This is a genomic window from Salicibibacter halophilus (assembly GCF_006740705.1).
GTDB classification, from domain to species: Bacteria; Bacillota; Bacilli; order Bacillales; family Marinococcaceae; genus Salicibibacter; species Salicibibacter halophilus.
This window is the reverse complement of the sequence record NZ_CP035485.1, coordinates 3,496,402-3,523,378: the sequence shown is the minus strand read 5'-3', so window position 1 is coordinate 3,523,378 and position 26,977 is coordinate 3,496,402. Positions and strand designations below refer to the sequence as shown.

The following is a 26,977-nucleotide window of genomic DNA, read 5'->3' as shown; positions in this document are numbered from 1 at the left end:
CATTTTTTCTAGGCTCCACACAGTTCTTCAGTTGTCACCTCATCTGTGACAACATTTTCCGGATCGAAATCGAACTCTTCGATGATCTCCGCGATTTCTCCGGAATCTTTTAATTCTTGAAGACTTTCGTTATAAGCTTCACGCAACTCCTCGTCATCTTCGCGGAAAACAGCTGCCCCGTAAGCGACCTGCTCTTCTCCGTCAATGACCGGGTCTGTAAAGTCTTCCGGCTGCTCGATCGCGTCTGTATCCGCGTTTTCCATCGCAGCGTTCATCGTCGCGCCCGTCATCACCGTCGCGTCAACATCTCCGGCTTCAAGCGCGGCAATGTTCCCGGGGATGTCATCGGAATATTGGATATTATCTTCGTCAATGCCCAGTTCTTCGAACATGTCAAGCTGGTTAGCGCCGGACATCACCGATACCGTCGCGCCTTCCTCTACGATATCTTCATAACTGTGTAAATCCAACGGATTGCCGGCCTCCACGGCCATGCCTTCGCCATAGCTGTATTCGATATCCCCGAAGCTTGCATTTTCGCAACGCTCCGGTTGGACGTCCATTCCCGCGGTGACAACATCATAGTTGCCGGCGTTCAAACTCGGAATAAGGTTCCCGAATTCCGTCACCGTCGCTTCTACGTCCTCAACCCCCATGTTTTGAAACACGGCTCTTGCAATTTCAGTACTCGCGCCGGTGGCTGTTTCTCCATCAAGATATCCGTAAGGCTCTTCGTTTGCGACCCCCACTTGTACAATGCCATCTTCCTCGAGATCAGCGACTGTCGTTTCCCCGCCACCACAAGCGGCAATAAGCGCCCCGGCACCCATCAATACAGAAATCAGTCCCATTTTTTTCATCTGTTAATTCTCCCCCTCTTACTAATTTTGGTAAAATAATGGATACTTATCTGATATGTACTACAGCTTTTATCTATACGCTGTAGCTTTTTTTTATCATATCATATATAAAATTTGGTTCAAATTTACCGTTGATTGAAATTCACCCTATAAAAGCAAGACAGGCCCTGCAATCTCGTTATAGTAGATTACATAGTTATATCTTATTGTACGGTCATTTTCTGAATCTATGCTTATTATTTTAAGAATATTTTATGATCAATCACTTTCACGGACTCCTGAATTTATCTTCATCTCCCGTTTCTATTCTTTTATGCCGAGAATACACGTTTACATTTACAACGATTAACGCGATTGGATACAGGGCTGTGAACGGGAAAACGTCCGGTTCGGCCTCAATAATGGAAAAATGCTCAAAGATCCCTACTAAGATGAGAATCACACCGACGATTCTTAAACTGATTCGGAAGCTCAAACGATAGGATTCAAACGTCTTTGGAGCCAATCGCCGCTCCACATCCAATAACTCTCGGTAGAAAGGAAGAAACCGCTCGACTACGGCTCTTTTCCCTCGCCCTTCGATCATCGCCCAACCGACAAAGAGCACGCCAAGCGCCGGTACTATGATTGTAAAAGGGAGATAGATAAACAAATACATATACATAAAAAAAGCGGCGGTAAAAAGGATGCTGACAAAAAAATGATCCGTCTTTTTTTTACGGCGATATAGCTGCATTCTTTCCATACTCCCACCTCTTGCTGCTTACCCACGGTTGTTTTTCAACGACACTTTTCCCTTCCCGACTCTTTCCGCTAGTAACGCACATAACGTATCCATTCTTCCTGTAATAAACTATATTGCACGAGGTCATGGTAGTGGTCATACAACCATTCCCCATCACGTACGACCCCTTCAAAACGAAACCCTAGCCTTTTTGGGATCGCTTGGCTATCATAATTGGCCACTCCGCATTGGATTTGCACGCGGTTTAACTGATAATCATTAAATATGATCGCCAACACCGCTTGTATCGCTTTCGTCATGATCCCTTGTCTCGTATATTCCTCGGAAAGCCAATACCCCAATGATGTCTTCCGATTCATCCAATCGATGTCATGAAGGCCTATAATGCCCACGAGAACACCGTTTTTCTTAATTCCAGCCTGAAACCCTCTGCCATCCGCATATTGTTGGAGCCAAGCGTGAATGACTGGTTGAAAATCCTCCACCGTCTTCATTGCATCGACCCAAGGCAACCATCGCCTGAGATGCCCGCGAGACGCGTGAACCGTAGTATATAATTCCTGTGCGTGTTGCATCTCAATGAGATGTAAGAATAGGTTGTCCCCCAAAGGTACTTTAAACATAATCTCTCCCTCGCCCAAGCAAAAAAAATGGTAACGGTGCTTAAAAAAAGCGATCCCGTGCTTGATGTTTACACGGAATCGCCCTTCCCTTATGATTCTCTATTGACGTATAACGTTAGCCGCTTGCGGGCCACGATCTCCTTCTACAATTTCAAATTCTACCGTTTCGCCATCGTCCAATGTTTTGAACCCTTCGGCTTGGATCGCGGAAAAGTGAACGAATACGTCATCTCCGTCCTCCCGTTCGATAAACCCAAACCCTTTTTCTGCATTAAACCATTTTACTGTGCCTTTCATTTCGTACAAAGGCCTCCTTAACCTAAAATTCTGAAGTGATTATACGATAAACCCTGTTGGATCCATTGATCGAGCAGAGGCCTGTGGTTCACAGTCCGTTCATCACTTTCACAATAACAAGGTAACACGTTTAAGTCCCTATTGCAACCAGTAACACAAGTGATTACCGAATTTTTTTAACCTTATAAAAGCGTTCATTCGTCTTTCTTTTTTTTGAGTCATTTTTTCCCTCGATTGTCCATATCATGCTATAATGAAAGCGGTTTCAAAATTGAAAAAAAGGAGTGAAAGACGTATGCCAGGGATTGGAATAGCTGTCATTGGACTCCTCATCTTTGCAATCGGATACCTGTACTATTCCAAGTTTATTGCTAAGCATATTTACCGACTCGATCCGAATTTTCGTACGCCTGCCCACCAGTTTAACGACGGCGTTGATTTCGTGCCAACGAAAAAAAGCGTCGTTTGGGCACACCACTTCACCTCAATAGCCGGTGCTGCACCGATATTGGGTCCGGCTATCGCTGTTTACTGGGGCTGGCTCCCGGCGTTTATATGGGTTGTGCTCGGAACGGTCTTCGCAGCCGGTGTCCATGATTTCGGGGCGCTTGTTCTCTCCGTGCGAAATAAAGGACGCTCGATCGGGACGCTTGCCGAGCGTTTAATCGGCAGGCGCGCGAAAATGTTGTTTCTCTTTATCATTCTCATTCTTGTTTTAATGGTCAACGCCGTGTTTGCCTGGGTCATTGCCAACTTGTTCGTCACGTTTCCGGCCAGTGTGTTGTCCATCTTCATTCAAATACCACTCGCGGTCATCATTGGCATTTATTTTCTAAGACGCGGGAAAGGCTTGCTTTTCCCCTCCATTATTGCCTTGATCGTCATGTATGGGACAGCCGTGCTGGCAAGCGGCATTCCCGCCTTACAAATTGATTTGGTAAGCTACTTCGGCGGTGAAAATGCAACCGTCGCCTTCGGGATTGATACCGTATCGATGGCATTTCTCATATGGATCGCCATTTTAATGGCTTACGTCTATATTGCCTCGACGTTGCCCGTCTGGAAGCTTCTGCAGCCGAGAGATTATATCAATGCCCATCAACTTATCATCGGATTGGGCCTTCTCTATCTCGGGTTGTTAGTAACAAATCCGGAAGTAACTGCTCCGGTAACTCGCTCGGTTGATGACGTTTCCTGGTTCCCGCTATTGTTTATTACAATCGCGTGTGGGGCCATATCAGGATTTCATTCACTCGTATCCTCGGGAACAACTTCGAAACAATTAAACAAAGAAACCGATGCTCGCGCCGTAGGTTATGGGGGTTCAATCGGGGAAGGGATATTGGCGATTATTTCCATCGTAGCCGTTGTGACGTTGTTTTCGACGCAAGAGGAATTTTTGAGCACCTATTCCAGTTTTAATACCGCCAACGAAATCGGTTTAAATAACTTTATTGAAGGGGCCGCGCAGCTCGCCACCGGTTTGTTTATTCCGGAAGCGGTAGCACAAACGATTGTGGCCGTCATCGTCATCAGCTTCGCCGCCACAACGCTCGACACCGCCGTCCGATTAATGCGCTATATCATTTCGGAGATTGCTTCCGAATATAAAGCGTATGCACTGACGAAAAAACACGTCGCTACCGCCATCGCCGTCGGTTCAAGCACGGCGCTCGTGCTTATGCCGGGAGACGAAAGAGGTTTTGGCGCCGGTGGCTACCTTCTCTGGCCGTTGTTCGGCACTTCGAATCAATTGCTGGCCGGCATCGCGCTTTTGCTTATTACCATTTGGCTTCGCCGGCAAGGGCGAAATTTCTTGGTTACCTTTATTCCGATGGTCTTCTTGCTCGTGATGACCTTGTGGGCAATGATTTCTCAAGTGTGGTTTGAATGGGCCTGGTACGGTGATGATGCGAATCTGTTGCTGTTCACGTTGGGCGCGGTTATCCTTATCTTTGCCGTCTGGATTTGTTTGGAAGCCTACCTGTTGTTTAAAAATGACAAAACGCAAGGGCTTGAGGATGATGAATAGTGTTAACCACTTTTTGTGATTTCTTCTTTTTGATGGTGTCTTAAATCATCTCAAATCTGCTACAATTAAAAAAAGAACAATGAACTGGAGGATCGCGATTTGGGGTTTAAAGACCAGCTCTCACGTGCTCTGGCGTTTTACGATGAAGTGCTTCGGCTGCCGCATCGCGGAGAGATTAAACGGGAGCTTAGGGATGAAAATGATATTTTTTACCTGCTCTCTTTTTCCGAAATGCTTGGACTGCCGAATCCAGTTTCCTATTATACGCTGGAATTATACCCGGAAATGGTTGAAGAGTTTCATGAATGGCATCTGCGAATGGGCATGGAGAAATCACCACTGGATGGTATTCGTTGTTGTTAATTGCTTCATAGCATTGAAGAAGCAAGTCTAATCCTTGCTTCTTTTTTAATGGAAGCAATTCTTGTTATTTGCAAAAAAAATGTCGAATTCTTATAATGAACGCTGAACCGCTTTCAATACTTTTAGTAGGATGTGATCATAAATGTCGGGAATTTTACTCGCGATCCTGGGTATGGTCGTTCTCGCTCTTGGTTATCGCTTTTATTCCAAATTTATCGCGAAACGAATTTACCGTTTGGATCCAAATTTTCAAACACCCGCTCATCAATATAATGACGGTGTTGATTTTGTTCCTACGAGAAAAAGTGTCCTTTGGGCCCATCATTTTACGTCCATTGCTGGCGCTGCTCCGATTATGGGACCGGCCATTGCGATTTACTGGGGGTGGTTGCCTGCTTTTCTATGGGTCATTCTTGGGACCGTTTTCGCAGCCGGCGTCCATGATTTTGGCGCACTTGTCATTTCGGCACGCAACAAGGGACGATCCATAGGCACATTGGCTAACCGTTTAATCGGCCGACGTGCAAAGTTGCTCTTTTTATTTATTATACTCCTGCTTTTGGTCATGGTAGTCGCCGTCTTTGGCTGGGTGATTGCCAATTTATTCATTACTTATCCGGCCAGTGTCCTTTCTGTCCTTATTCAAATTCCTCTCGCTGTTATTATCGGGGTTTACTTTCTACGCCGGGGAAAAGGGATGCTGATCCCATCGATCATTGCTCTTGTTGTCATGTATGGAACAGCTGTCCTCGCCAGTTACATACCGGCTCTGCAAATCGATCTCGTGCAGTATCTCGGCGGAGAAGACGCGACCGTCGCTTTCGGTTTGGACGCGGTGACCATGTCCTTTCTGATCTGGCTGCTCATTTTGTTTGCCTATGTCTACGTGGCTTCTACACTTCCCGTGTGGAAATTGCTGCAACCACGGGATTACATTAACGCGCATCAGACATTTGTCGGTTTAACCATCTTTTTAATCGGACTGCTCTTTTTAAACCCGGAAGTAACAGCTCCGACTACTCGTTCCGTTGATGATGTTTCCTGGCTCCCGCTTCTTTTTATTACGATTGCTTGCGGCGCCGTATCCGGTTTTCACTCCCTTGTGGCTTCGGGAACTTCGTCCAAGCAATTGAATAAGGAGACGGACGCCCGCCTCGTCGGTTACGGGGGTGCAATTGGAGAAGGAGTAGTCGCGCTTATTTCGATCATTGCCGTTGGAACCCTCTTCGCCACTACAGACGACTTTTTAGCAGCTTATCCCAGTTTTAACGTTGCGAATGAGGAAGGACTCGGCAATTTTATTGAAGGCGCTGCCCAACTCGCGACAGGCTTGTTCGTACCCGAGGCAGTTGCGACAACGATTGCAGCCGTTATCGTTGTTAGCTTTGCGGCTACAACAATGGACACCGGCACGCGCTTAATGCGCTACATTATCTCTGAGCTCGGCCGTGAATACAAAGCTTTCGCACTCACGAAAAAACACGTGGCCACGTCCATTGCCGTTGGTGCAAGTTTCATACTCGTCCTCCTTCCTGAAGAAGAAAGAGGCCTGGGGGCGGCGGTTACATTTTATGGCCGCTTTTCGGCACGACCAACCAATTGCTCGCCGGCATCGTTCTTATGCTGATTTCACTATGGTTGATCCGGCAAGGAAGAAATTTCCTTATTTCGTTTGTACCGATGGTCTTCCTCATCGTGATGACGGTTTTCGCTTTAATCACCCAAATTAGTACAGAATGGTGGGGCGATTGGTTGCTCGTTGTTATCGGATCCATCGTGCTCGTGTTTGCCATTTGGATTATTTTGGAGGCCTACGTTCTGTTTAAAAATGAAAGAGTCCAGCGCCTAGAAGATGACCAATAAACTACTCCCATTAAATGGGAGTAAAAGGTTGACACCCACTCATAGAAAGGAGTGGCCGTTATGCAAAACCATTCTATTGTATTTTTCGGCGGAAAAGGCGGAGTTGGCAAATCGACTTGCTCCGCTGCCTTCGCCCTTTCCGCCGCGCAAAACGGAAAAAAAGTTCTGCTCGTTTCCACCGATCCCGCTCATAATCTTGAAGATTTGTTTTCCGTGCGCATTGGAAACACCATCTCGCGGTTGCAAAGCCATTTATACGGGTTGGAAATTGACGCGGGAGAAGAGTCGAAGCGCTACATCGAAGGGGTCAAAGAAAATTTGCAGGACCTCGTCCACGCCCATCGCGTAAGTGAAGTACACAGGCAAATTGATATGGCCGCCAACACACCGGGCGCCGATGAGTCCGCGCTTTTCGATGCACTTGTAAACATTATCCTCGAACAAACCGAGCACTTTGATCTCATCGTTTTTGATACAGCGCCTACCGGACATACTTTGCGATTGCTTTCTTTGCCGGAGATGATGGAAGCCTGGATTGATGGCATGTTAAAACGCAGACGTACGGTAAATGAAAACTACAGCCAATTGTTAAACGATGGCGAGCCGGTGGAAGACCCGATCTACCAAACTTTAATGAAACGAAAACAAAAATTCGTGGAAGCGAGAAAATGGCTTTTAGACAAAAGAAAAACAGGCTTCGTGTATGTTCTCACACCTGAACGGCTTCCAATTGAAGAGACTTCGCGGGCCGTTGGGCAGCTTGACCAAGCGAAGATGAATGTGAACACGTTAATCGTCAACAAATGCTTGCCAGAAGAAGCCGAAGCCTCCGCTTTTTTTCAAAAACGAAAACAGCAAGAGCAGCAATATATCCAGATGATTCACGAGCAATTTAAAAAACAGAAGAAAATATTTCTTCCGTTACTGGCTGAAGATATCTCAACACAAGCAAATCTTCGGCACATTTCCAATTATCTTTAAGCCTAAGACGGCAGCGCTATCCGCCGCCGTCTTTTTTTAATGCATTTGATTTGGATTGCTTTGTTTAATATTTGCTTGGGAAGGTTCGTATGCGTGCAACATTTTATCCATATCCGTTTGTTGTAATTGAGGAACTTGATAATAGGCATTTTTATTTTGATAGAGAAAAAGCTCGTAAGCCATTTCAATGAAGTCGTGGATGCAATCAGCAACCACTCTGCGAAGGACAGAATTGGTGACCTCGGGAGCCGCCATCGCAAAAACGGACGATGTGGATTTTAGCAATCCAAGCATATGTGCAGAGATGCCCTGTTCATTTATTTCGCCCAAGTTGTTGCTCGGTTTCTTCGGTGCAGATGCTGCCTGCACCCCGTAAGTGATATCGGTCATCATCGGAATTTCATACGGTTCTATAGACTTTGATGGCTTTTTTCCGGTACTGAATGCTTCCACCATCCGATTATATTGCGTCGTGATGTAATCATATTGATGATCAAGGATGTCAAGCAGCTCTTGATCATTCACATAGGGCCGAACGATCATGTATTGATCTAACACGTTAATCGCAGTCGTTAATGCTTCATGCGCGTCAAACATTTCATGCCCGCCGTGATTTTGCATCGGCAGCATTTGACCAGATCGTTGGTTGTCCATGTTCATTTGCCCTTGCTGGTTTTGCATTTTTCAGTCGCCTCCTTATATTCGCTCCATGCTAGTATGAGAAAAGGAAACAAAAAACATGTATCTTTTTCAATTCTATTAAAAGAATTCGTCGCAATATTCGCTATAAAAAATTAGGCTATTACCAGTATCTATACGATTTATGATCCACCGATCACTCACTATTCGACAAAAAAGCACTAAAATTTCCTATTGTTTATTACAAATTTTAATTTTTTTCTACCGATAGATTTTATAGAATGAATGAAAAGAGTTGAAAGGAGCTATTTTTCATGGAAGACAAGCTGAGCAAATTTGAAAGAATTGCAAAACGACGGACAGAGGAAACCGTAAAAAAAATCCGTTTAATTGGGAATTTATCCAATAAAAATAATTATGAGTATACAGATGAACATTTGGACAAAATTTTTGCCGCGCTCGAAGCAGAGCTGAAAGCAGCACGACGCAAATTTCACGGTCATCATAGCTCACCTGAATTTCATCTGAGCTTTGATCCTGTTCGAAAACGCAAAAAAACAAGTTAACACAAATGTCGGGGCTTTAGCATTTCGCTAAAACCCCGATCTCTAACTTCCAACCTCTAACCCCTAACCTTGTACGTCCATTTCCTCCACAGCGCTTCCATCGGCCCTTGTTTGAACGTCTGCAAATAAAGATTGCTGACAATAAGCTGTGCCGTAAAGATGACAACAGCGATCACCAGTCCGACTCCGCTTGATATTTGACCAAAAAGCCCTAAGCCAAACCCATAAAAAACAAAGACGGCAATGAGGCTTTGCAATAAGTAGTTGGTCAATGCCATTCGCCCTACAGCCGCAAACGGCATCAATAGCTTTTTCCAGACCTTTAGCCGTAATAAAAGCACAAAAGCTGAAACATAGAAAAGCATAAGCAACGGACCGGCAGCAAAATTAACGCCTTCAGCCATTCCAAACGTAAAATAGGACGGCAGCGGAAGCACATCATAATGCAAGACTGCCATGAGCGCCGTTAATAAACCCCCACTCCAGAAACTGTGCACACAAAGTTTCCTCCATTTTTTTACATTACTTTCAACATCATGAAACATTCCTTTTTTGCCCATATAGAGTCCGATGAGAAAGAGCGGCAACACAGCGATCGCGATGAATATCGATTGCATGAGAATGGGAATGACTTCATTGAGAAACCGGTACTGTAGAATGTCGCCGTACGATCCGTTGGCCATCACAGCCTCTCCCGAATCTACGCTGTTTTCAAATGTATCTAACGAACCGGTCCCACTCTCCATTTTCAACTGTAAACCTACACCGGTTACACTCATCAAAAAAAACATAAAAATAGAGGTAACCCCTAGCAAGGAAACAATCCAAACCATAATTGTTTTTGATTGCCGATGAATAAAAAGCAATAGTAAAAAGCCGGCAAGGGCGTACGTATGTAAAATATCTCCCGACCATAGAAAAACGAGATGGACCAACCCGATGACCAACAAAAAAATGAGCCGGCGGGCAAACACTCGATCAGCATTGTAACCCTTCTCGATCAAACGGGTATAAAAAATATAAAAACCGAGTCCGAAGAGCAAGGAAAACATCGGATAAAATTTGCCTTCAACAAAAATTGTATTGAACACATCAGCAAATGGGCTTAGTGCCCCATCAGGCACTGTCCCGCCTTCAATGAACGGACGCACATCAGTAAAAGCCAGAGTCTTAAATGCGTACATGTTCGCGATCAAAATGCCAAATACGGCAATGCCCCGAATAATATCAAGGGTATGGATGCGTTCATTCGCAGGTATTTGTGTCGCTTTCATTCAAAGCCCCCACCTAGCATATTTAGGCGACTATAACAGCCCGCTCTGTTTTCCGGACGTTAACAATCGCCTCCATTTACTACCATTTTACACCTATATGCGCGAAGTTGGAAATTATTAATATTGTATCCCCCCTTTTTAGCTTGTGACTTCGATATGGGGAGTGAAGGGAGGTGAGCACATGAATCCGGAAACAACGAGTCTACAATTGGTTTTTGAGAACGGGGTGGATGATTTCGGAGAACCTGTTATTTACAGCAGACGCTTTAACAACATCAATGTTGAGGCAAGCGACGAGGATATTCAAGTGATTGCCTCTGCGATCGCTTCATTGTCCACCGGCGATTTAAGCGGGGCCACACGCAGAAACGACTACAGTCTGTTGCCATTGGAAGACAACTAAAGCTTGAGAGGAGTGTAGTGCATGAACGTAGAATTGCAAATGCGATTTCGTAATGAGGAAGGGCGGATGTCATCAATATCGGTGAACAATCCTGCGGAGGAGCTTGAATCATCCCAACTGGAAGAGGCAATGGATCAAATCCTTGACCATGATGTATTTTTCACCTCCGGCGGGCCGCTGGTTGAAAAAGTCGACGCAAGGTTAGTCTCGCGTTCTGTGGAACAAATGTACGAAGCTTAAAGCAATCGAGGTAATCATTGACCAATCGATAAAAAAGGGGTTTCACATTCATGGAGGAATGGATGTCATTGCTTTTTAACCATGGTTTTGCAGCTGTCGTCGCATTTTACTTGCTGCATCGAATGGAAAAAAAGCTCGACCTATTAATCAATGCTGTGTGTGAACGACCGGCCAATGAGTAATAAAAGAGAAGCCATCCAATAAAGGGTGGCTTCTCTTTTAAAGGGATAACCCGCTGGGTGCGTCTTTCACTACGACGATTGTAACTCCTTTATCCAATTCTCCTTCCAACCTTTTTGCTTCCGTTGAGGAAAAATGCAATTCTTCAAATTTCGCCCGCAACTCATCCCCTTTTTGACGAAAAATATTTTTCACGGATACTCCAAATCCTGTTTCGCTGACACCAACAGTGTTTGCGTCCGCGCGTTTGGCTACCCGCTCCGTGTGATCGTCATCATGCGTAACGACATAAATATTATTTTCGTTTACTTCTCCTTTTAACCTTTCTACCGTTGCCACCGCTTCATCATCATTCTTAAACGTTCGATAGATCGGTTCCATCCTGCAAATCTCCTTTCATCGTCTTTAATAGTTCTGTTCCCACTGTATTTTTCATTTAAACCCACCTGCCGAAAACATTATGGTAAAATTTATTCCAGTAATGAACAAGGAGGGCCTATGATGCTCACATTTCCTAAAGCCGATGTCTCGCAATTTTTCCGAACCTATTCCATCCAAAACTTTGCCGTAAGCCCCAATGAAGAGCAGCTCGTATTTTCTACAAATTTAAGCGGCGATTATAACTTATGGGCAATGGATATGAACCAACGTTTTCCTTACCCGTTAACCTCCATGAATCAAAGCAACCATGGATTGATCTATGACAGCAACAATCGCTTCATCATTGCAGCATTTGATCATGACGGAGATGAAAACGCCCAACTTTATGCCCTCCCCCCTGAGGGTGGCGCGCTTTTGCCGATTCAGGTAAACGAAGGCGAACGGCATATGGTTGGAGAGCTGTCCGAAGACGGCCGCAAACTCTATTACACCTCAACGAAAAATAACGCTGCCTTTTTGAATATTTACTGCTATGACTTGAAAAATGAAACAGATGAATTACTGCTGAAAGGCTCCGAGGGAGCGACCACATTTACCACTCTCAGCCCTGAAGAGGACAGTTTTTTGCTTCGCAAACATTTTGCCAACACCCACAGTTGCATGTATGTTCATAGAGACGGAGAAACAACAGCAATTACACCTGATGCATCCGTCCAACATACCGTCGAAAGTGCCGTTTATACATCCAACGAAGACATTTATTTTGCAACGACCTATAAAGAAGATTTCTCCTATTTAGCTCATTTTCATGTTCAAACGGGAGCGTTTTCGAAAGTATTGGCAATTCCCGGCGAAAGTATTGTCGAGGTCAAAGCAGACCAGGCAAGTGGAGGCTTGTATCTGCATTCGAGCCAAGGAGTCACGGACAAACTCTACCACTATCACCCGGAAAATAATGATTTGTCCCGTTTACACCTGTCTGTGGAAGTCATCGATAAAGTTACGGTTACAAAAGCGGGAAATCTTTACATTCTCGGACGCGGATCCACACTTCCAATGAACATTTTTAAATACGGGAAAGATGATGCAAACTGGAAAGCACTTACTGATTTTCGCGTCCCGGGGATCCCGCGTGAACAGATGAGTGAACCGGCAACGATTAGCTACTCTTCCTTTGACGGAACAGAAATCGAAGCACTTTATTTCACGCCGGATAGTGCCGCTGACAACGGGCATGTCATCTTATGGCCTCATGGCGGTCCCCAAGCAGCGGAACGGAAATTTTTCCGGGCCATGTTTCAAATGCTGACCTACGAAGGATACCGAATTCTGGCGCCGAACTTCCGCGGCTCCTCCAACTACGGACTTGCCTTTATGAAAATGGTCGAAGGGGACTGGGGGCACGGACCGCGCCTGGATAATATCGCCGCCATTGACTATTTGATTGACCATTATAATGTGGATCCCGACAAGATCTTTTTAATGGGCGGGAGCTACGGCGGATACATGGCGTTGCTCTTACATGGCCGCCACCCTGACTATTTCAAAGCCGTGATCGATATTTTCGGTGTGTCAAACTTATTCAGTTTTGTTCATTCAGTGCCGGATTTTTGGAAGCCGATCATGAAACAATGGGTCGGGGATCCTGTCGAAGACAAAGAACGTTTTACAAGAGATTCCCCTATCACTTATCTCGATCAAATGACAAAACCGATGTTTGTCATCCAAGGCGCAAATGATCCACGAGTCGTTAAGGCCGAATCCGATCAAATTGTCGATCAACTGCGGCAAAACAACGCGGAAGTGAAATACCTCGTTCTCGAAGACGAAGGCCACGGGTTTTCGAAAAAATCCAATGAAATGAGCGTGAACCGGGAGATATTGGCATTTTTAAATGATCATTTATAATCATTTATAACATTGTCGTTTTGACCAATTTATGAACCATCACGGATGCCTATTTGCAAAATCAGTGCTCATGTTAAACTACACAGAGGCGAGCCTCCTTGAAGCACCTGCCGTGGACAAATGGATATTACGATTGAACCGGCAGAGGATACTAATGAAGATGTTGAGAGTGAATAAGCGCTAATTTTAACCAGGGGAGCATTCCGGATGGGAACATCGAAAAAGAAAAAAAGCAGCACAACCCGTAAACGACGTTTTGTTGGTATCGGATCGATTCTCGCCCTCTGTTTCCTGGCGATCGGCATTTTTATGATTGCCCAAACATTCAGCGAGCAACAAATCGATCGGTTTTTGAACGGGGGCATAACCGGTTACAGCAACGATGAAATCCCCGAACAATATGTTTCAATATATCAAGCTGCCGCTGAGGAATACGACATTCCGTGGCAGGTGCTCCCGGCCGTTCACCGTGTCGAGACGAAATTTTCAACCATGGATCCAATGGTTTCCCCGGTTGGGGCGGAAGGGCACATGCAATTCATGCCTTGTACGTGGCACGGATGGAATCATCCTACTTGCGATGATGTGGGAGCCGGAGATATTCCCAATGTAGAGTTAAAAAATCCTGACCAAATTGAGAGTAACGGCGGATATGGAGTGGATGCGACAGGAAGCGGCACCGCTGACCCATGGGATGAAAGAGATGCCATTTTTTCCACCGCCAATTTTTTGGCCGCCAACGGCGCAAACGACAGCGATATGGAAAATGCCTTGTATATGTATAACCGCTCGGGAGAATATGTAGAAGAAGTAATGGCTTATTACGACATCTATATGAACGAAGGTTACGAGATCGTAGATAAAAATGAATGAACAGCAGGGTCGCGCTAGACCCTGCTTGTTTTTTTAACCGGGGGGAGGCGACGCACAGGAAGCTTCCCTTTACTGTTCCAAATCCCTTAAATACGGCAAGGAATGCCTTTGTTTCGCCACCTCATTGAAATCGATGGTCGCGACAATCGTTTCATTTTGATCCGGGCTGGCCTCTTTCAGCAATTCCCCTTGCGGGGATACGATCCGTGACCGCCCTGCAAAAGAATGCGCATCGGCACCCGTTCGATTGGCCGCGACGACAAACATGCCATTTTCAAGCGCCCTTGATCTTGTCGCTATATCCCATACGCGGACTCGCTTTTCACTGAACGCGGAAGGCGCCAGCAATAACTCCGCGCCTTGGTGTGCCCAACCTCTGGTCAACTCAGGGAATCCTATTTCATAACAAATTTGGATCCCGCAAGGTGCATGTTTTACGGGAAACGGATTTTCGGTTGGCTTTCCTTTTCCAAAACGTAACTGTTCTTCTTGCCACAGATAACGTTTTTGATAATTGTTCTTCACTTTACCGTTCTCAATCACAATTGCTGCATTATATAACAAACCGCTTAGCGATCCCGCTTCAATCATCCCGCCGACCAGGGCAACGTTGTGCCGAACAGAGATTTCCGCTAACCGGTTTGTTGTTTCCCCGGGAACAGTTTCCGCTAAAGATAAATCTTCGTTTTCCACGTGATAACCGGTCGTGAATAACTCCGGAAGCACGATCAATTCTGCGCCCGCATCGGCCGCATGTTTAATCAATCCTTCAGCAATTGCGATGTTTTGCGATTTATTGCCCGGAATGCAATTCATCTGGACAGCGGCAACCGTTAAACTTCGCATGAAATTTCCTCCTGCTCAACTTACTCTGTACCGTTCAAAGCACTATTCATGCGTCCTTATAGGACTCGGCATAGATCTTTTTCACCTGATGGATATGTTCTTCCTGTAAAATCGTCGCGTAATAACCCATGTTTTTCAGCCCTGCGTAGGATAAGTCTTGGTTATTGTTTGTGTTTAACAGTGCAAGCAAGGGTCCATTCGTATATTGATACGTGTATAAATATTCCCCTTCCGTGTACAACCCTTGAAACAAGATAAAATCTGCGCCTGCATGCAACAATTTGTTTGCTTTGGTTACCGCTTCTTCGATGCCGGTGATCGAAGCGTTTGCCCGAATCGCCATGACAATTTTCACTTCCGGAAAGTAATGGTGGACCTGAACGATGATTTGGATTAATTCCTGGGTTGAAGGGATTTTTTCATCATCGATTTGAACTGTCCGTACGCCTAGCTGACGTAATTCATACACTTGTTTAATGATCTGCTGGCCAGAGCGGGCGTCAAGGGGCAATTGCACGAGCAGTGCCAAAGCGCTTACTTGTGTAATGTTTCGCACAGTGGCAATCACTTCCGTCGTGCTTAATGTATAGGAAGAGGCGTAGCCATACAATTTTGATACATCGTCGGATGAAAGAAAAGCCATTTGATATCCTTTTTCTTCTATTGCCTGGGCACTTAACGGATCATGTGCAGACGGGATTAAAGGTATTTTGCCGGTTAGAAAATCTTCATTTGATTGTGTTCTTTTTTGTTCCATTTCTTCCCAATGCATATGATCGATCACTTCCTTCATTCGTTCGTATGTCCATTTCTATCAGGCAGTGGAAATAAGCAATAAATACGCTTCAAGTCGCCCTGCCTCATCGTACAACAATTTTTTTCCAACATAAATGTTCCTTTTTGAGGCACATTTATTACGCACATATGTTCTTTTCTTATATTTAGTATAATCGACTGAACATGTTTTCGCAAGAAAAAAAGTCAGGTTCACCAAGTTTAACCTGTATACCGAGGCACGATCCTTGATTGGCCAGGGGGGGTCGAAACCCTTTACTAGCAATCTACAAATCCGGCTGTTATGATGGTTAATGTATGATCTGATTTTACAATACACTATTAAGCTGTACATTTCATACTTTATTGCAAGGCTTCTCCATAGCAACATGACCTAAACCTGCCTTTTTTTACAATTGCAGCCAGAACAGAGGAGTGACGACATTCATGGATGATTTACAATTCAGGCAGGCAATGGGCAAGTTTTCCACAGGTGTTACCATTCTCTCAACGGATGATGGCAAGCCACATGGAATGACGGCCAATGCGTTTATGTCCGTCTCCATGAACCCGAAACTGGTAGCCGTATCTGTCGATCATAAAACGGATATGTACGAAAAAATTTTGAACGCCAAAAAATATGCAGTGAGTATTTTGGATACATCTCAAGCGGAATTATCCAAAACGTTCGCAAAGCAATTACCGGGAAAAGAACAGTTTGCTTTCACTACTTTCCATCATTTGCCTGTTGTGCCTGATGCCCTTGTCCACCTCGCCTGTGACGTCGTTCAAGAAGTAAAAGCCGGTGACCATACGATCTTTATCGGCGAAGTCAAAGATATTGAAATGAAAGATGAAGAAAATGAAGAACCACTTGTGTACTACTGTAGCAAGTACCATAATTTGCGGTAAACGGACCGTTTTAAGGCCGCCATGTTCTTGCATGGCGGCCTATTCTTATTTATTTTGTATGGTCCATTGTCTTTTGATCGTTAATCGTATCGGGAGGCATCCCTTTTCCTTTTGGAACAAAGAATGAAAGGATAAAGCCGATAACGGTAAGAATCGTAGCCAACCAAAAAGCCATATTCACCCCGTAGACCATTGCTTCATCCATGTTAGGCGCTTGCTCCGGTCCCAAAGCCATCGCTGACATAACCGTAACGAGGGCGGCTGTTCCGATCGCTCCGGCTACCTGGCGCATCGTGTTGTTCATCGCTGTTCCATGCGGAATCAAAACATTAGGCAGCGAATTGATCGCCGCCGTCGTCACCGGCATCATGACAAAGGCCATGCCGAACATCCGAAACGTGTTGACAATTGCCAAATAACCAAAAGAGGTCTCACTGGTGAGTTGTGTAAACATAAAAGTTGTCACGGAGACAATGAACAGACCAAAGATCGATAATTTCCGTGCCCCGAACTTATCAAAAATCCTGCCGGTAATCGGCGACATCAAGCCCATCGCCACTGCCCCCGGCAATAACATCAGCCCTGTTTCAAGCGCCGTAAAATCATGCATATCCTGCATATAAATCGGCAGAATCGTCTGCGAGCCAATCATGGACATAAAAATTATCATGCCGATGACTGTGGCGACCGTGAACACCCCGTACTTGAACACGCGTACCTCGAGAATCGGTTGCGGAAGAGTCAATTGTCGCCACACAAAAAGACCCAACGTGATAAGGCCAATGATCATGGGAAGGATCACCTGCACATCTGTCCACCCATAAGTTCCTGCAAAACTAAATCCGTAGAGCAGACCGCCAAAGCCAAGCGTCGATAAAACCACCGACAAAATATCCAATTTCGGATCACGTGTGAACGAAACATTTTTTAACACCCAATACGCAACTATGATATTTAGGACGGCTAAAGGGAATATAATCCAAAATAAAATCGACCAGTGGAAGTACTCGAGGAGGTATCCGGACAGTGTCGGTCCAACCGCCGGCGCAAACGAAATGACAAGCCCGACCATCCCCATGGCAAAACCTCTGCGTTCAATGGGAAACACCAAGAGAAGGACCGTTTGCATGAGAGGCAGCATAATGCCGGCACCGGCAGCTTGGACAATCCGTCCGAGTATAAGGAAAGCATATGTGGGCGCAAGGGCGCATATCAACGTCCCTAACGCAAATAAACCCATCGCGGTAAAAAATAGGCGACGAGTCGTAAACTTTTCAATAAGAAAAGCAGTGATGGGGATCATAACCCCGTTCACGAGCATAAAAACGGAATTCACCCATTGGCCTAAATCAGCGGATATCCCGAAGTCTCTCATAATATGCGGCAAGGCAGTGGCAAGCAGCGTTTGGTTTAAGATAGCCATAAAAGCGCCTGTCAACAGTATGGCCGCGATTGTTTTTACATTTTTCGTTTGAGACGAATGTGAACTTGTCGTCATCTATATACCTTCTTTTATCGTTCGTTGATATTCACTTAAGTTTCGCGATCTCGCGACTCCAGTAATTCGTAAAGTTTTTTGCGTTCGTTTTCAATCGGTGCCCATTGCTCCAAATAAAGGCATAGAGCATCCAACAAAAAAGTACGCGGGGCATCAGCCTCCGTTTCCCGGTACAACGTTTCAAGAGCTCGGTCCACCTCAGGCTGTTGCTCGATATTGGCATGATTTTTTACTTTTTCCCGAAGAAGATAGCAGACTTCATCAATCTCTTCTTGAACGCCCGCCGGTTTCATATCCTGTTGATACATTTCATAATCATGCATCACATCCGATGTAAGCACCGGTGATATCCCGGGAGATGACGTCATTAATGTATCCAAATGCGAGATGATTAAATCTGCCACGTCATGGGCAGGCAACGCTTTATGGTCATCTCCCATAAGTACAACGTATTCCCGTAGCGTTCCCTGAAATAGAGCAACCCGATCCCAAAGGAACGGGCGCAAAGTTTCGCCGTATGCATGCAAGAGGCTATCGCGATGCCAATTCATTAACGCTACCCTCGTACGTTTTAACATACGCATCATTTCCGCGTTTTTCGTGAGCGGAACCGCACGCATGAGAGAATGTACAAGAGAGCGATTATTTTTCATCGCTTCCAGCTCAATTACAATCTTTTGCCGTAACTCTTCTTTCGGCGATAACGATTGATCAAGATTGATGTTCGTTGTTCGCTTCAACCACTCGTCGAGGTTATACTCCAACGTTTCGAGCAAAAGCGCTTCTTTCGAAGTAAAATATTTGTACAATGAAGCTTTGGATATGCCGCAATTTTCGGCGATTTGCTGCATGGACGTAGCATAATAACCATCGATAGCAAAACTTTGCAACGCGTTTTCCATTATCTGTTCTTTCACGATTACCCCTTCTTCAGGTTTATGACTGCTTAGTTTAATAAAAAACCAATTAGTTTTTATTTTATAGTTTCATAGGTGGAAAGTCAATGTAACTGCTTGGATCACCGGATTGCTATCGCTACAGATAAAACAGTCCGATACAATTCCCTCGGCCGCACATTTATTGTTTCAAAAAACACGAAAACGGAAATCAGTATAGTAAACGGTATTCAAAGGAGGAATACATCATGCTGATCCGCACTCGTGACTTTCAATCTTTTTCCTTATCCGGGTCGGACGAAACGTTCGGGTCGGTAACGGATGTTTATTTTGATTCGGCAGGAGAATGGAAAGTTCGTTTTCTCGTAGCCGATACACGCACTTGGTTCATCGGCGGGAAAGTCTTGCTGAGCCCGGAACTCGTTAATCGCTTGGATATACAAGCACAGGAAGTAGATATCGAAGCCACTAAAGAGCAAATTAAGGATAGCCCTAAACCGAATGAACACGAGCCCGTTTCACGAGCGTATGAAGCATCAATCCTCGATCACTACGGATTAGGCTATTACTGGGCTGCGCCGAATTATGGTCCGGGACCTGGGCCGATGTTGCAGGGAGGCGGTCCTGTGTCCCCATTCACACCCGGTGCTACTTTGGGAGACAACACGGAAGCCGGCGTCAGTTCGGATATGGTAAGAAAAGCTGTCAAACGTGAACAACAGAAGAAAGTAAATGAAGAAGACTCTTACCTGCAAAGCACGAAAGATTTGCGGGGATATTCCGTCTATGCAGCCGAGGATAAAATCGGATCCATTTCCGATGTCATTTTTGATACGAGCACTTGGCAAGTGCTTTTTATGGAAGTGGATACGGCGGGACTCCTTTCCAAAGATAAATATCTCGTTCCCGTTGAATGGTTCTCGGAATTCATTCCGGTGGAAGCGCACGCCTTCACTCGATTTACCGATCGCCAGATCGTGGAAAGCGCCCCCGACTATGATGAATCCACACCATTAACGGATGATTACGTTGCTGAAGTCCGCCGGCATTACGGCACCACTCAGAAACAGGCATAGTTTCGGTTGGGATGGCAGCCCCAATGTCGAATCTACTAGGCAAGTCCAAGTTTTCGGCATGGGACTAGGCTCAGAAATCCTCCGGATTAGAAAACTTGGCTTTTCGCCAAGCTTTTATGGCGAAAACCTTAGTTGCACTTATGTAGGTAAGAAAGTTGATTTATATTTTCTTACCTACTAAAAAAACCGTTGCACTCACGCAACGGTTTTTTAACTCATATCTTCATTCATCCATGTTGTTTTTTCTTCAATGCCTTTACGTTGCTGTTCCTTCTTTTTGGCCGAAGCCGGCCAGCCAAGATAAATAAAGCCTACGACGCCTCCACGTTCGGACACATTGTACAGGCGGCGCATCTCCGAGTGATAAGTCGGCGCTCCGCTTCGCCAGATGGCACCAAGACCAAGGGAATGGGCGGCGAGTAGCATGTTTTGCGCGGCGGCATGGGCTGCCGCATATTCTTCGATGTCGATGACTTTGTCCTTTGTTTCCGGCTCGACGACGATGGTGATGACAACAGGGGCACGAAACGGTTTGGCCTCTTTTTTCGACAACTTTTGTGCTTCTTTTTCGTCCAAAGCTTCTTCTTCGCTGTCTATTTTTTCCATCGCTATTTTGCGTAACGTTTTTCCAAGCGGACGCCGCCCTTCCCCTTGTTGCACAAAAAATTTCCATGGTTCTGTATGATGATGGTTGGGAGCCCACGTTCCCGCTTCCAAAATGGTTTCGATCAGTGCCTGGTCCACCGGTTTATCGGGATGAACTTTTCCGTTACTCCTTCTTGTCCGAATTGCTTCTAACGTTTCCATCGATCCCTCTCCTCATTTATTCGGCCGATGCAGCGTACGTTGTTCTGATTTCCGGCCAGCGATTGCGCGGATGAACACGGCATTCTTCACAGCAAGCGGCTTGGTGTTTTTCTTCACAGTCGGTGCAGCAAACATATTGAAGATTGCATTCTGGATTGGAACAATTGATATAGCGATCCTCCGTTTTGCCGCAGTGATGACAGTTGGCAACGACGACATCTTCATCGGTATGATTGGCTTTTACGGATATACGTTCATCAAACACATAGCATTTCCCATCAAACAGGTGGCCTTGCACGTCTTCGTCTTGGCTGTAATTGACGATTCCTCCATGCAGTTGATAGACGTCGTCTACGCCTTTTTGCTTGAGAATGCCCGTCAATTTCTCACAGCGAATGCCTCCGGTGCAGTAGGTGAGCACTTTTTTTCCTTTGAACTGATCAATGTTTTCCTCGATCCACTCCGGAAATTCCCGGGACGTGCTCACTTCAGGCTTGATGGCGTTGCGGAAGTGGCCGATGTCGTATTCGTAATCATTGCGGCCGTCAATGACGACTGTCTCTTCTTCTTGAAGCGCGTCATGGAACTCCTTCGGTGTTAAATACTCCCCGCCAATGTCATTCGGGTTCACGTCCTCTTCAAGACGCCACGTGACAATTTCTTGCTTCGCGCGGACAAACATTTTTTTGAATGCATGTCCATCCGCTTCATCAGTCTTAAAGTCCATATCGCTAAATCTCTTGTCGGATTTTACATATTCCATATAGGCATCCATTTGCTCGATCGTACCGGAGACCGTTCCGTTCAGGCCTTCAGGGGCGACGATGACCCGTCCGCGCAAGCCCATGTCCTTACAATATTGCAGATGTTCTTCGGCGTATTCTTCGTAATCAGGCATATCAACATATTTATAATAAAGCAAAACGCGATAATTCTTTTGGTCCTCCATAAAAGGTTCCCTCCGAAACATGATTCATTTCCGAAGACTATCGTAACAGATTTTCGTTTGTTTTTCACGGAAAGTGAAGATAACGGGGCATCGCATCGATCAACAAATAAATGGCTGTAAAAAGTAAAAGGGTATAGATAACGACTTGAAAAAGGCGCGGATGAATCCATCTAAATAAAAGTTGCCCCAAATACAACCCTAACAAAACGAGTGGCACAGCAATAACGCTTGAAAACCAGATAACCTGATTTGTCCCCACAACAATGATTTGAGTGAATAAGCTCATCGTGTAGATAAATAAATAAAAGGCTAGCGTTATCCCTCTTAACTTTTCCTTTTTAATATCCGTACCTGAAAAATAAAGCATAATAGGGGGACCCGGCATTCCAATGCTGCTCGCCAAAGACCCCGATAATCCACCAACAAATAAGTCTCTCCCCTGCGTTTGGCCAAAACGGAACTTCAGGATTAACATCGTCGTTAATAGCAGAATCATGAGGCCGATTCCCAACTTCAACGCGTGGATATCTAAAACCATAATCGTCATAATTCCTATAGGCAAACCGAGCAAACTTCCAATCACAAATCGTTTTAAAATTTTAATGTCCATATCTTTTTTTATTTGTTTTAACAAAGCCAAAGAGATCATTATCGATAAAATGAGATTGATTTGAATGGCTTCGATCGGGGCAAATATGAGTAGAAGAAATGGCGTCGCCAAAATGGAAAAACCAAACCCTGTGCTCGTTTGCAGGATAGAAGCGATCAAAATAATATTGTCGGGACCCTACTCTCGCCTGGCAATGCTTGCAGATTCACCTTGTGGTATTCATCTTCCCCAATCAAAAAGAAAGAGCACAAGGAGTTGTTAAATTCTTGCACTCTTTACAGAAGATCGCTTTTTTGTTGCTATATTAGGACTTTCACAAATCTAATGCTCTTTTTTCTTCAAAGTCTAGTATCTTATATAGTTGGTGCATATTTTAACCCTCTGGCCCCACTATTTAGTTCCTTTCCTTTACATTTGATTCGTTAAAAAGGATTTGTCGCCCATTGTAACGACTGTTTTATGAACATACGAGGGTGAAGCTTTAATTGTGCTACCATAAATTCGGCCATATCTTCTGGTTGGATATATTTTTCTGTATCATTCTCGTCCCATTTCCCGTCAAAGGCGAGATCTGTTGCAACTAAACTTGGATTTAATGTAAATACACGGATATTATTGCGACGGACTTCCTGCATCAGTGCTTCCGTCATTCCTTGTATAGCAAATTTTGAACCACTGTAATCGGTTGCTCCTGCAACTCCTTTCAACCCATTACTTGATGAAATATTAATGATATCCCCTGTGTTTTTTTCTATCATTTGTGGTAGAACTGCGCGTGTCACGTGATACATACCAAAGACATTGACCTCAAACGTACGCTTCCAATCTGTTGGGTTAATGTCCAGGAAAGAGCCTCTCGTTTCCTTCGCAGCATTATTGATTAAAATGTCTGCTGGTCCCAGCTCTTCTTTTAATACTGCTACTGCCTGGTCTACTTCATCCATGTTTGCAATATCTGAGGGTACAACGCTTGCTTTCACGCCATAGCTTTGCGCTTGCTTAGCCACATCATCAAGTTTAGACTCTGTTCTAGCAATTAATCCAATGTGAACACCTTCTTTTGCCAACTGTAGTGCGGTAGCTCGTCCAATCCCACTACCTGCTCCTGTAATATAAGCAATTTTCCCTTCAATCTTTTGTCCCATTTATGGCATCCTTTCAAATCGTTCTGTCATCGTTCGCTCATCCACACACCCACGTATGGATGGTCCGTGACTTTTTTCGAATATCAACTTTTAGCTGAAGTGATCTTTATAATAACCAGATTGAATGTCTTGTAATACTGAAGGACCCTTTGGTTTCCAACCAAGAATTTTTTGAGCTTTAAGGGAGCGGATACGGCTGTTAGACCCAAAGACAAGATGCGCTCCTGTTGCTCCCCACTCTTGAATACCTTCATCAACCGTCATACTTTTTGTCTCTGAGCCCAAATTAAACGTAGTGTTAATGGTTTCTGCAATTTCTTTAAAAGAAACTTCTTTATTTCCAGCAAAGTAAAAAGATCCTGCAGGCGCATGTTCCACTGCCAACATATATAACTCTGCGAGGGCATCGATGTGAACGGTTGACCAGACATTTTCACCTTTTCCAATATGATGAGCCAAGCCTTTTTTGAGTGCCAGTTGAATCATTTCCGGTATTTGAATACTGTCTTTTTTAATTCCTCGTCCTTCTCCGTAAATAAGTCCTGGACATATCACAATGGAGTGAATACCTCTATTAGCTGCGCCCATGACAAGCTGATCTACGAACACTCCCGCTTTTTTTTCATGGGGAGGCATAAAAGCATCTTCATAAAAGATCTGTTCCCTATATTCACCAGCTGCTTTATCTCCGACCACATCAGAACCGCTGTTGTGAATAAACGTTTTTCCACTTCCTTCTATTGCTTCCAGAATGGCAGTGACAGGGTACACATTATCAGCATCGGCAGCATTTATAATGATATCAGCATCCTGTACAGCGTCTTTCAACGGTTGATAATCCTCAAGCGTTCCCATAAAAGGAATAATTCCTTGTTCTTCCAAGTCTTTTACTTTATCCTGGGAGCGCACAAGACCAGTAACCTGATAGCCTGATTCAAGGAATTTCGCTGCAATGGAACCTCCAACATAACCAGCGGCGCCAGTGAGGAACACTTTATTTTTACTCATAAATAACTGCCCCTTTCAAATCAAAGATGGACTTTGTAACCTTCCAAATAGTTCCCTATTCAACGATAAATGAATCATACAATTTATTCCATGCTATATTGTTAGTCAAGGGGGCATAATCCCATTTGAGCAAATAACCATTATCTTAGTAGATGGTGGCTACGGATACCGTAGCCACATTGTTTTCACACTAGCTGAACGCCTTGGCGTACAAGGGCTAGTCGCTTCTCTAAGGATTTCTGTGAATAATTCGGGTATATGTAGCTATTATTCCCAGATTTCGCGCTAGCGACCATGCACACTAATCATTCCTGATGTCCAACGCGTTATGCTTGTCTGATTGTAGCTGATTCATCAGCCAATGCAACAAAATGCGCGCTTATTCCCGTTCCTTCGACATTAGCAAGGCAAACGAATGACCGTCTCAAGGTTACTGGTGACGGCTCTCGACAGCCATCGAGCTCCTTGGTTCTGTGAAAATGGAGGCATCCATTTCCAACAAAACGAGAATACGGGGTAATTGCGGCTCATAATGCTTCGGGAAGAACCGCCGAAGATGTCCGTCAATCTCCATATGAAGGATGTCGACGGTGTCCAAAAGTTCCAAAACAGATTCACCCGTGGGGCGAAAGCTTCTGCGTCCTCCTCCGCCAAGTTGGTACAGGGGTTCGGAGGCCCCTTCCATGTTTTTGCGAATCAGGTATTCAAAGAGGCTGTACACCATGACACTGATCATCATCACACATGCAAAAGCTTCCACGCGTTTAGGTTTTGCCAGATAGACCCTGCCGACAAAAAAGGGATTTTTGAGGAAACGAAAGCGATTTTCCACCGTCTGTTGCCCTTTATAGGCCTTTAACAGCTCCACGTCTGCTTGATCATCTTTGGCGACACTGGTCACGAGAATAAAGATAGAGGCTTGCTTTCGAATCGCCTCGAGCTGTTCGTCCGAAGGGGGATGAAGCGTTAATCGGACACGATAAACCGTGATCGGCGGCGGTGGCGCCTCCCCTTTTTTGGGACGGCCCCGCTTTTGGCGTTTGCCTGGCAGCTCTACACAGACCGTCGTGCCTTCAAATGTATGGTAGCCTTTTTGGTGTTTCTTGAGAAATGCGCCCAGCGCCTCTTCCGCGTCGGCCTCGCAGGAGAAGTCCTGCCTTTCCAGCTCGGCTTGTTCCTTGTGCCAACGTCTCTGTTCCTTTTCCAAGTTGCTTTGGATGGTTTTTTCTTTTCGGGCATCCATATGGTCGGATTGGATCACCAGAAACCGGTAGGTTTTCCCGTTAAGGTCAGCTTTGGTGGGATAGATGCGGTAAGAAGCAGCGCCTTTACGGTCCACGAGGGCACCGATCTCCTCCCACTGATCCAAATCCTGCTCTAAGGCCTCTGCCTTCAAGGTTTTGGCGAGATTGAAATTCTCCGGCAATCGGGACAAAAACTGAAAATCGGCCTGATCCTTTTGGCCCGTGGTGGCCTCCAGATTATCTTGGGTGACCAGGGCACTATCCGAAATAAAAATCGCCTGTTCCAGTTGTTCCGGATCATACCAATCGGTGAGCGCATGCAAGACATGCTTGTTCCACGTTTTATCATCCTGGTTACCGTCTAAAATATCGCCATAAACAGGGATGCCTTCCGGCGTCGTTCCCAACCCAAACTTGAATTGGGGCAGATAAGGCCGGTGGTCTTTGGAATAGCCGCGTACAATTTTCAAGATGTCCTCCTCGTCCGGGTGATTCTTGGGTTGGCCCGTGTACACAAAGGATGTGGTATCAAAATGGAGCCCTTTCCACGTGAGGTCGATCGGAGCTTGAACGGCCTGAATGGCTGTCTTACAGACCTTCTCAATGCCCGCCTCATGAAGGGCGTCTAACGCACGGCCGAGCGCATCGTCATTGAAATCATTCGCTTTCGTTCCGGGACCAAAGAGTAACTCGACATCTTGCTCTTGATAAAATTCTTGGACGCGATAAAGGGCTTTACGATGGGATAACTGATTGATGATCATAGCAGCTACTCTTGTCCCTACGGAGACGTTACAGTCTTTCTCTTTGACAGGAGATAGCTTGTCGATGGCCTCAATTAATCCCATTTTATCCATCAGCTGGCGGATCACTGGCGTTGATCCGATACGAACGGGTTGAATGTCGGGAAGATCTTCTGGTGATAGGCTCAAAGGAATCACCTCATGGGTTGTCTTTCCTGAACCTTTGATACAGGTAAGGCAA

The 26,977-nt window shown here is 45.2% G+C and carries 28 protein-coding genes and 1 pseudogene; 12 read left to right on the top strand and 17 right to left on the bottom strand.

Annotated elements, in window-relative coordinates; translation table 11 throughout:
• Positions 1–8: 8 nt before the first annotated feature.
• From ehuB to EPH95_RS17240, 4 genes are all read right to left on the bottom strand, one after another.
• Complete coding sequence (gene ehuB, locus EPH95_RS17255) at positions 9–860, bottom strand: ectoine/hydroxyectoine ABC transporter substrate-binding protein EhuB (RefSeq protein ID WP_142091210.1); 852 nt, start codon at positions 858–860, stop codon at positions 9–11.
• A gap of 268 nt (positions 861–1,128) precedes the next feature.
• Positions 1,129–1,605: a hypothetical protein gene (locus EPH95_RS17250; protein WP_142091209.1), complete on the bottom strand. Its 477-nt coding sequence runs from the start codon at positions 1,603–1,605 to the stop codon at positions 1,129–1,131.
• Positions 1,606–1,673: 68 nt separating this feature from the next.
• Positions 1,674–2,228 carry a GNAT family N-acetyltransferase gene (locus EPH95_RS17245; RefSeq protein WP_142091208.1) on the bottom strand — a complete coding sequence of 185 codons (555 nt, stop codon included), beginning with the start codon at positions 2,226–2,228 and terminating at the stop codon, positions 1,674–1,676.
• Positions 2,229–2,327: 99 nt separating this feature from the next.
• Positions 2,328–2,525 (bottom strand): cold shock domain-containing protein, encoded by a 198-nt coding sequence (locus EPH95_RS17240; protein WP_090399353.1) that lies wholly within the window; start codon positions 2,523–2,525, stop codon positions 2,328–2,330.
• A 295-nt stretch (positions 2,526–2,820) separates the two neighbouring features.
• Between EPH95_RS17240 and EPH95_RS17235 the strand changes: the two genes are divergently transcribed.
• The 4 genes and pseudogenes from EPH95_RS17235 (at position 2,821) to EPH95_RS17220 (ending at position 7,764) form a co-directional block, all read left to right on the top strand.
• Positions 2,821–4,557 carry a carbon starvation CstA family protein gene (locus tag EPH95_RS17235; RefSeq protein ID WP_142091207.1) on the top strand — a complete coding sequence of 579 codons (1,737 nt, stop codon included), beginning with the start codon at positions 2,821–2,823 and terminating at the stop codon, positions 4,555–4,557.
• 99 nt (positions 4,558–4,656) lie between these two features.
• Complete coding sequence (locus EPH95_RS17230) at positions 4,657–4,920, top strand: cory-CC-star protein (protein ID WP_142091206.1); 264 nt, start codon at positions 4,657–4,659, stop codon at positions 4,918–4,920.
• A gap of 142 nt (positions 4,921–5,062) precedes the next feature.
• Positions 5,063–6,783: pseudogene (locus EPH95_RS17225) on the top strand (carbon starvation CstA family protein).
• Positions 6,784–6,843: 60 nt separating this feature from the next.
• Positions 6,844–7,764: an ArsA family ATPase gene (locus EPH95_RS17220; RefSeq protein WP_142091205.1), complete on the top strand. Its 921-nt coding sequence runs from the start codon at positions 6,844–6,846 to the stop codon at positions 7,762–7,764.
• Positions 7,765–7,800: 36 nt separating this feature from the next.
• Here EPH95_RS17220 and EPH95_RS17215 read toward each other — a convergent pair whose 3' ends face one another.
• Entirely contained in the window at positions 7,801–8,445 is a 645-nt protein-coding gene (locus EPH95_RS17215) for a spore coat protein (protein WP_142091204.1), read from the bottom strand.
• A 272-nt stretch (positions 8,446–8,717) separates the two neighbouring features.
• On the opposite strand from EPH95_RS17215, the gene EPH95_RS17210 reads away from it, so the two are divergent.
• Positions 8,718–8,969: a hypothetical protein gene (locus tag EPH95_RS17210; protein ID WP_227003965.1), complete on the top strand. Its 252-nt coding sequence runs from the start codon at positions 8,718–8,720 to the stop codon at positions 8,967–8,969.
• Positions 8,970–9,025: 56 nt separating this feature from the next.
• Here the strand turns inward: EPH95_RS17210 and EPH95_RS17205 are convergent, their stop codons facing one another.
• A complete protein-coding gene (locus EPH95_RS17205; RefSeq protein ID WP_142091203.1) occupies positions 9,026–10,243 on the bottom strand; it encodes a DUF418 domain-containing protein in 1,218 nt (405 codons plus the stop codon).
• A 181-nt stretch (positions 10,244–10,424) separates the two neighbouring features.
• On the opposite strand from EPH95_RS17205, the gene EPH95_RS17200 reads away from it, so the two are divergent.
• Genes EPH95_RS17200 through EPH95_RS17190 form a run of 3 tightly spaced genes read left to right on the top strand, consistent with a single transcriptional unit; the run spans position 10,425 to position 11,068 of the window.
• Positions 10,425–10,646 carry a DUF1659 domain-containing protein gene (locus EPH95_RS17200; protein ID WP_142091202.1) on the top strand — a complete coding sequence of 74 codons (222 nt, stop codon included), beginning with the start codon at positions 10,425–10,427 and terminating at the stop codon, positions 10,644–10,646.
• A gap of 21 nt (positions 10,647–10,667) precedes the next feature.
• Positions 10,668–10,886 carry a DUF2922 domain-containing protein gene (locus tag EPH95_RS17195; protein WP_142091201.1) on the top strand — a complete coding sequence of 73 codons (219 nt, stop codon included), beginning with the start codon at positions 10,668–10,670 and terminating at the stop codon, positions 10,884–10,886.
• 50 nt (positions 10,887–10,936) lie between these two features.
• Positions 10,937–11,068 carry a YvrJ family protein gene (locus EPH95_RS17190; RefSeq protein WP_142091200.1) on the top strand — a complete coding sequence of 44 codons (132 nt, stop codon included), beginning with the start codon at positions 10,937–10,939 and terminating at the stop codon, positions 11,066–11,068.
• 37 nt (positions 11,069–11,105) lie between these two features.
• Here EPH95_RS17190 and EPH95_RS17185 read toward each other — a convergent pair whose 3' ends face one another.
• The gene (locus tag EPH95_RS17185) at positions 11,106–11,447 is read right to left on the bottom strand and encodes a YflT domain-containing protein (RefSeq protein WP_142091199.1); all 342 of its coding nucleotides are present in this window, start codon (positions 11,445–11,447) and stop codon (positions 11,106–11,108) included.
• 117 nt (positions 11,448–11,564) lie between these two features.
• On the opposite strand from EPH95_RS17185, the gene EPH95_RS17180 reads away from it, so the two are divergent.
• Together EPH95_RS17180 and EPH95_RS17175 are read left to right on the top strand one after the other, a co-directional pair.
• A complete protein-coding gene (locus tag EPH95_RS17180; protein WP_319592797.1) occupies positions 11,565–13,355 on the top strand; it encodes a S9 family peptidase in 1,791 nt (596 codons plus the stop codon).
• A 207-nt stretch (positions 13,356–13,562) separates the two neighbouring features.
• Entirely contained in the window at positions 13,563–14,228 is a 666-nt protein-coding gene (locus EPH95_RS17175) for a lytic transglycosylase domain-containing protein (RefSeq protein WP_142091198.1), read from the top strand.
• Positions 14,229–14,297: 69 nt separating this feature from the next.
• Here the strand turns inward: EPH95_RS17175 and EPH95_RS17170 are convergent, their stop codons facing one another.
• Together EPH95_RS17170 and EPH95_RS17165 are read right to left on the bottom strand one after the other, a co-directional pair.
• Entirely contained in the window at positions 14,298–15,074 is a 777-nt protein-coding gene (locus EPH95_RS17170) for a carbon-nitrogen hydrolase family protein (RefSeq protein WP_142091197.1), read from the bottom strand.
• A gap of 46 nt (positions 15,075–15,120) precedes the next feature.
• Complete coding sequence (locus tag EPH95_RS17165) at positions 15,121–15,867, bottom strand: isocitrate lyase/phosphoenolpyruvate mutase family protein (RefSeq protein ID WP_142091196.1); 747 nt, start codon at positions 15,865–15,867, stop codon at positions 15,121–15,123.
• A 428-nt stretch (positions 15,868–16,295) separates the two neighbouring features.
• Here EPH95_RS17165 and EPH95_RS17160 point away from each other — a divergent pair, with 428 nt between their 5' ends.
• Positions 16,296–16,760 carry a flavin reductase family protein gene (locus tag EPH95_RS17160; protein ID WP_142091195.1) on the top strand — a complete coding sequence of 155 codons (465 nt, stop codon included), beginning with the start codon at positions 16,296–16,298 and terminating at the stop codon, positions 16,758–16,760.
• Positions 16,761–16,809: 49 nt separating this feature from the next.
• Here the strand turns inward: EPH95_RS17160 and EPH95_RS17155 are convergent, their stop codons facing one another.
• Together EPH95_RS17155 and EPH95_RS17150 are read right to left on the bottom strand one after the other, a co-directional pair.
• Positions 16,810–18,258 (bottom strand): MDR family MFS transporter, encoded by a 1,449-nt coding sequence (locus EPH95_RS17155; protein ID WP_142091194.1) that lies wholly within the window; start codon positions 18,256–18,258, stop codon positions 16,810–16,812.
• A 35-nt stretch (positions 18,259–18,293) separates the two neighbouring features.
• The gene (locus EPH95_RS17150; protein WP_142091193.1) at positions 18,294–19,175 is read right to left on the bottom strand and encodes a TetR/AcrR family transcriptional regulator; all 882 of its coding nucleotides are present in this window, start codon (positions 19,173–19,175) and stop codon (positions 18,294–18,296) included.
• Between the two features lie 227 nt (positions 19,176–19,402).
• On the opposite strand from EPH95_RS17150, the gene EPH95_RS17145 reads away from it, so the two are divergent.
• Entirely contained in the window at positions 19,403–20,230 is an 828-nt protein-coding gene (locus EPH95_RS17145) for a PRC-barrel domain-containing protein (RefSeq protein WP_142091192.1), read from the top strand.
• Between the two features lie 210 nt (positions 20,231–20,440).
• Here EPH95_RS17145 and EPH95_RS17140 read toward each other — a convergent pair whose 3' ends face one another.
• The 6 genes from EPH95_RS17140 to EPH95_RS17115 form a co-directional block, all read right to left on the bottom strand.
• The gene (locus EPH95_RS17140) at positions 20,441–21,037 is read right to left on the bottom strand and encodes a nitroreductase family protein (protein ID WP_142091191.1); all 597 of its coding nucleotides are present in this window, start codon (positions 21,035–21,037) and stop codon (positions 20,441–20,443) included.
• A gap of 16 nt (positions 21,038–21,053) precedes the next feature.
• Positions 21,054–21,986: an oxygen-dependent tRNA uridine(34) hydroxylase TrhO gene (gene trhO / locus EPH95_RS17135; protein ID WP_142091190.1), complete on the bottom strand. Its 933-nt coding sequence runs from the start codon at positions 21,984–21,986 to the stop codon at positions 21,054–21,056.
• Between the two features lie 64 nt (positions 21,987–22,050).
• Complete coding sequence (locus EPH95_RS17130; RefSeq protein WP_319592850.1) at positions 22,051–22,761, bottom strand: sulfite exporter TauE/SafE family protein; 711 nt, start codon at positions 22,759–22,761, stop codon at positions 22,051–22,053.
• Positions 22,762–23,018: 257 nt separating this feature from the next.
• A complete protein-coding gene (locus EPH95_RS17125) occupies positions 23,019–23,741 on the bottom strand; it encodes a 3-ketoacyl-ACP reductase (RefSeq protein ID WP_142091188.1) in 723 nt (240 codons plus the stop codon).
• 90 nt (positions 23,742–23,831) lie between these two features.
• On the bottom strand, positions 23,832–24,749 hold the full coding sequence (locus EPH95_RS17120; protein ID WP_142091187.1) for an NAD-dependent epimerase/dehydratase family protein: 918 nt from the start codon (positions 24,747–24,749) through the stop codon (positions 23,832–23,834).
• Positions 24,750–25,179: 430 nt separating this feature from the next.
• Positions 25,180–26,925: an IS1634 family transposase gene (locus EPH95_RS17115; protein WP_142091186.1), complete on the bottom strand. Its 1,746-nt coding sequence runs from the start codon at positions 26,923–26,925 to the stop codon at positions 25,180–25,182.
• Between the last annotated feature and the right edge of the window lie 52 nt (positions 26,926–26,977).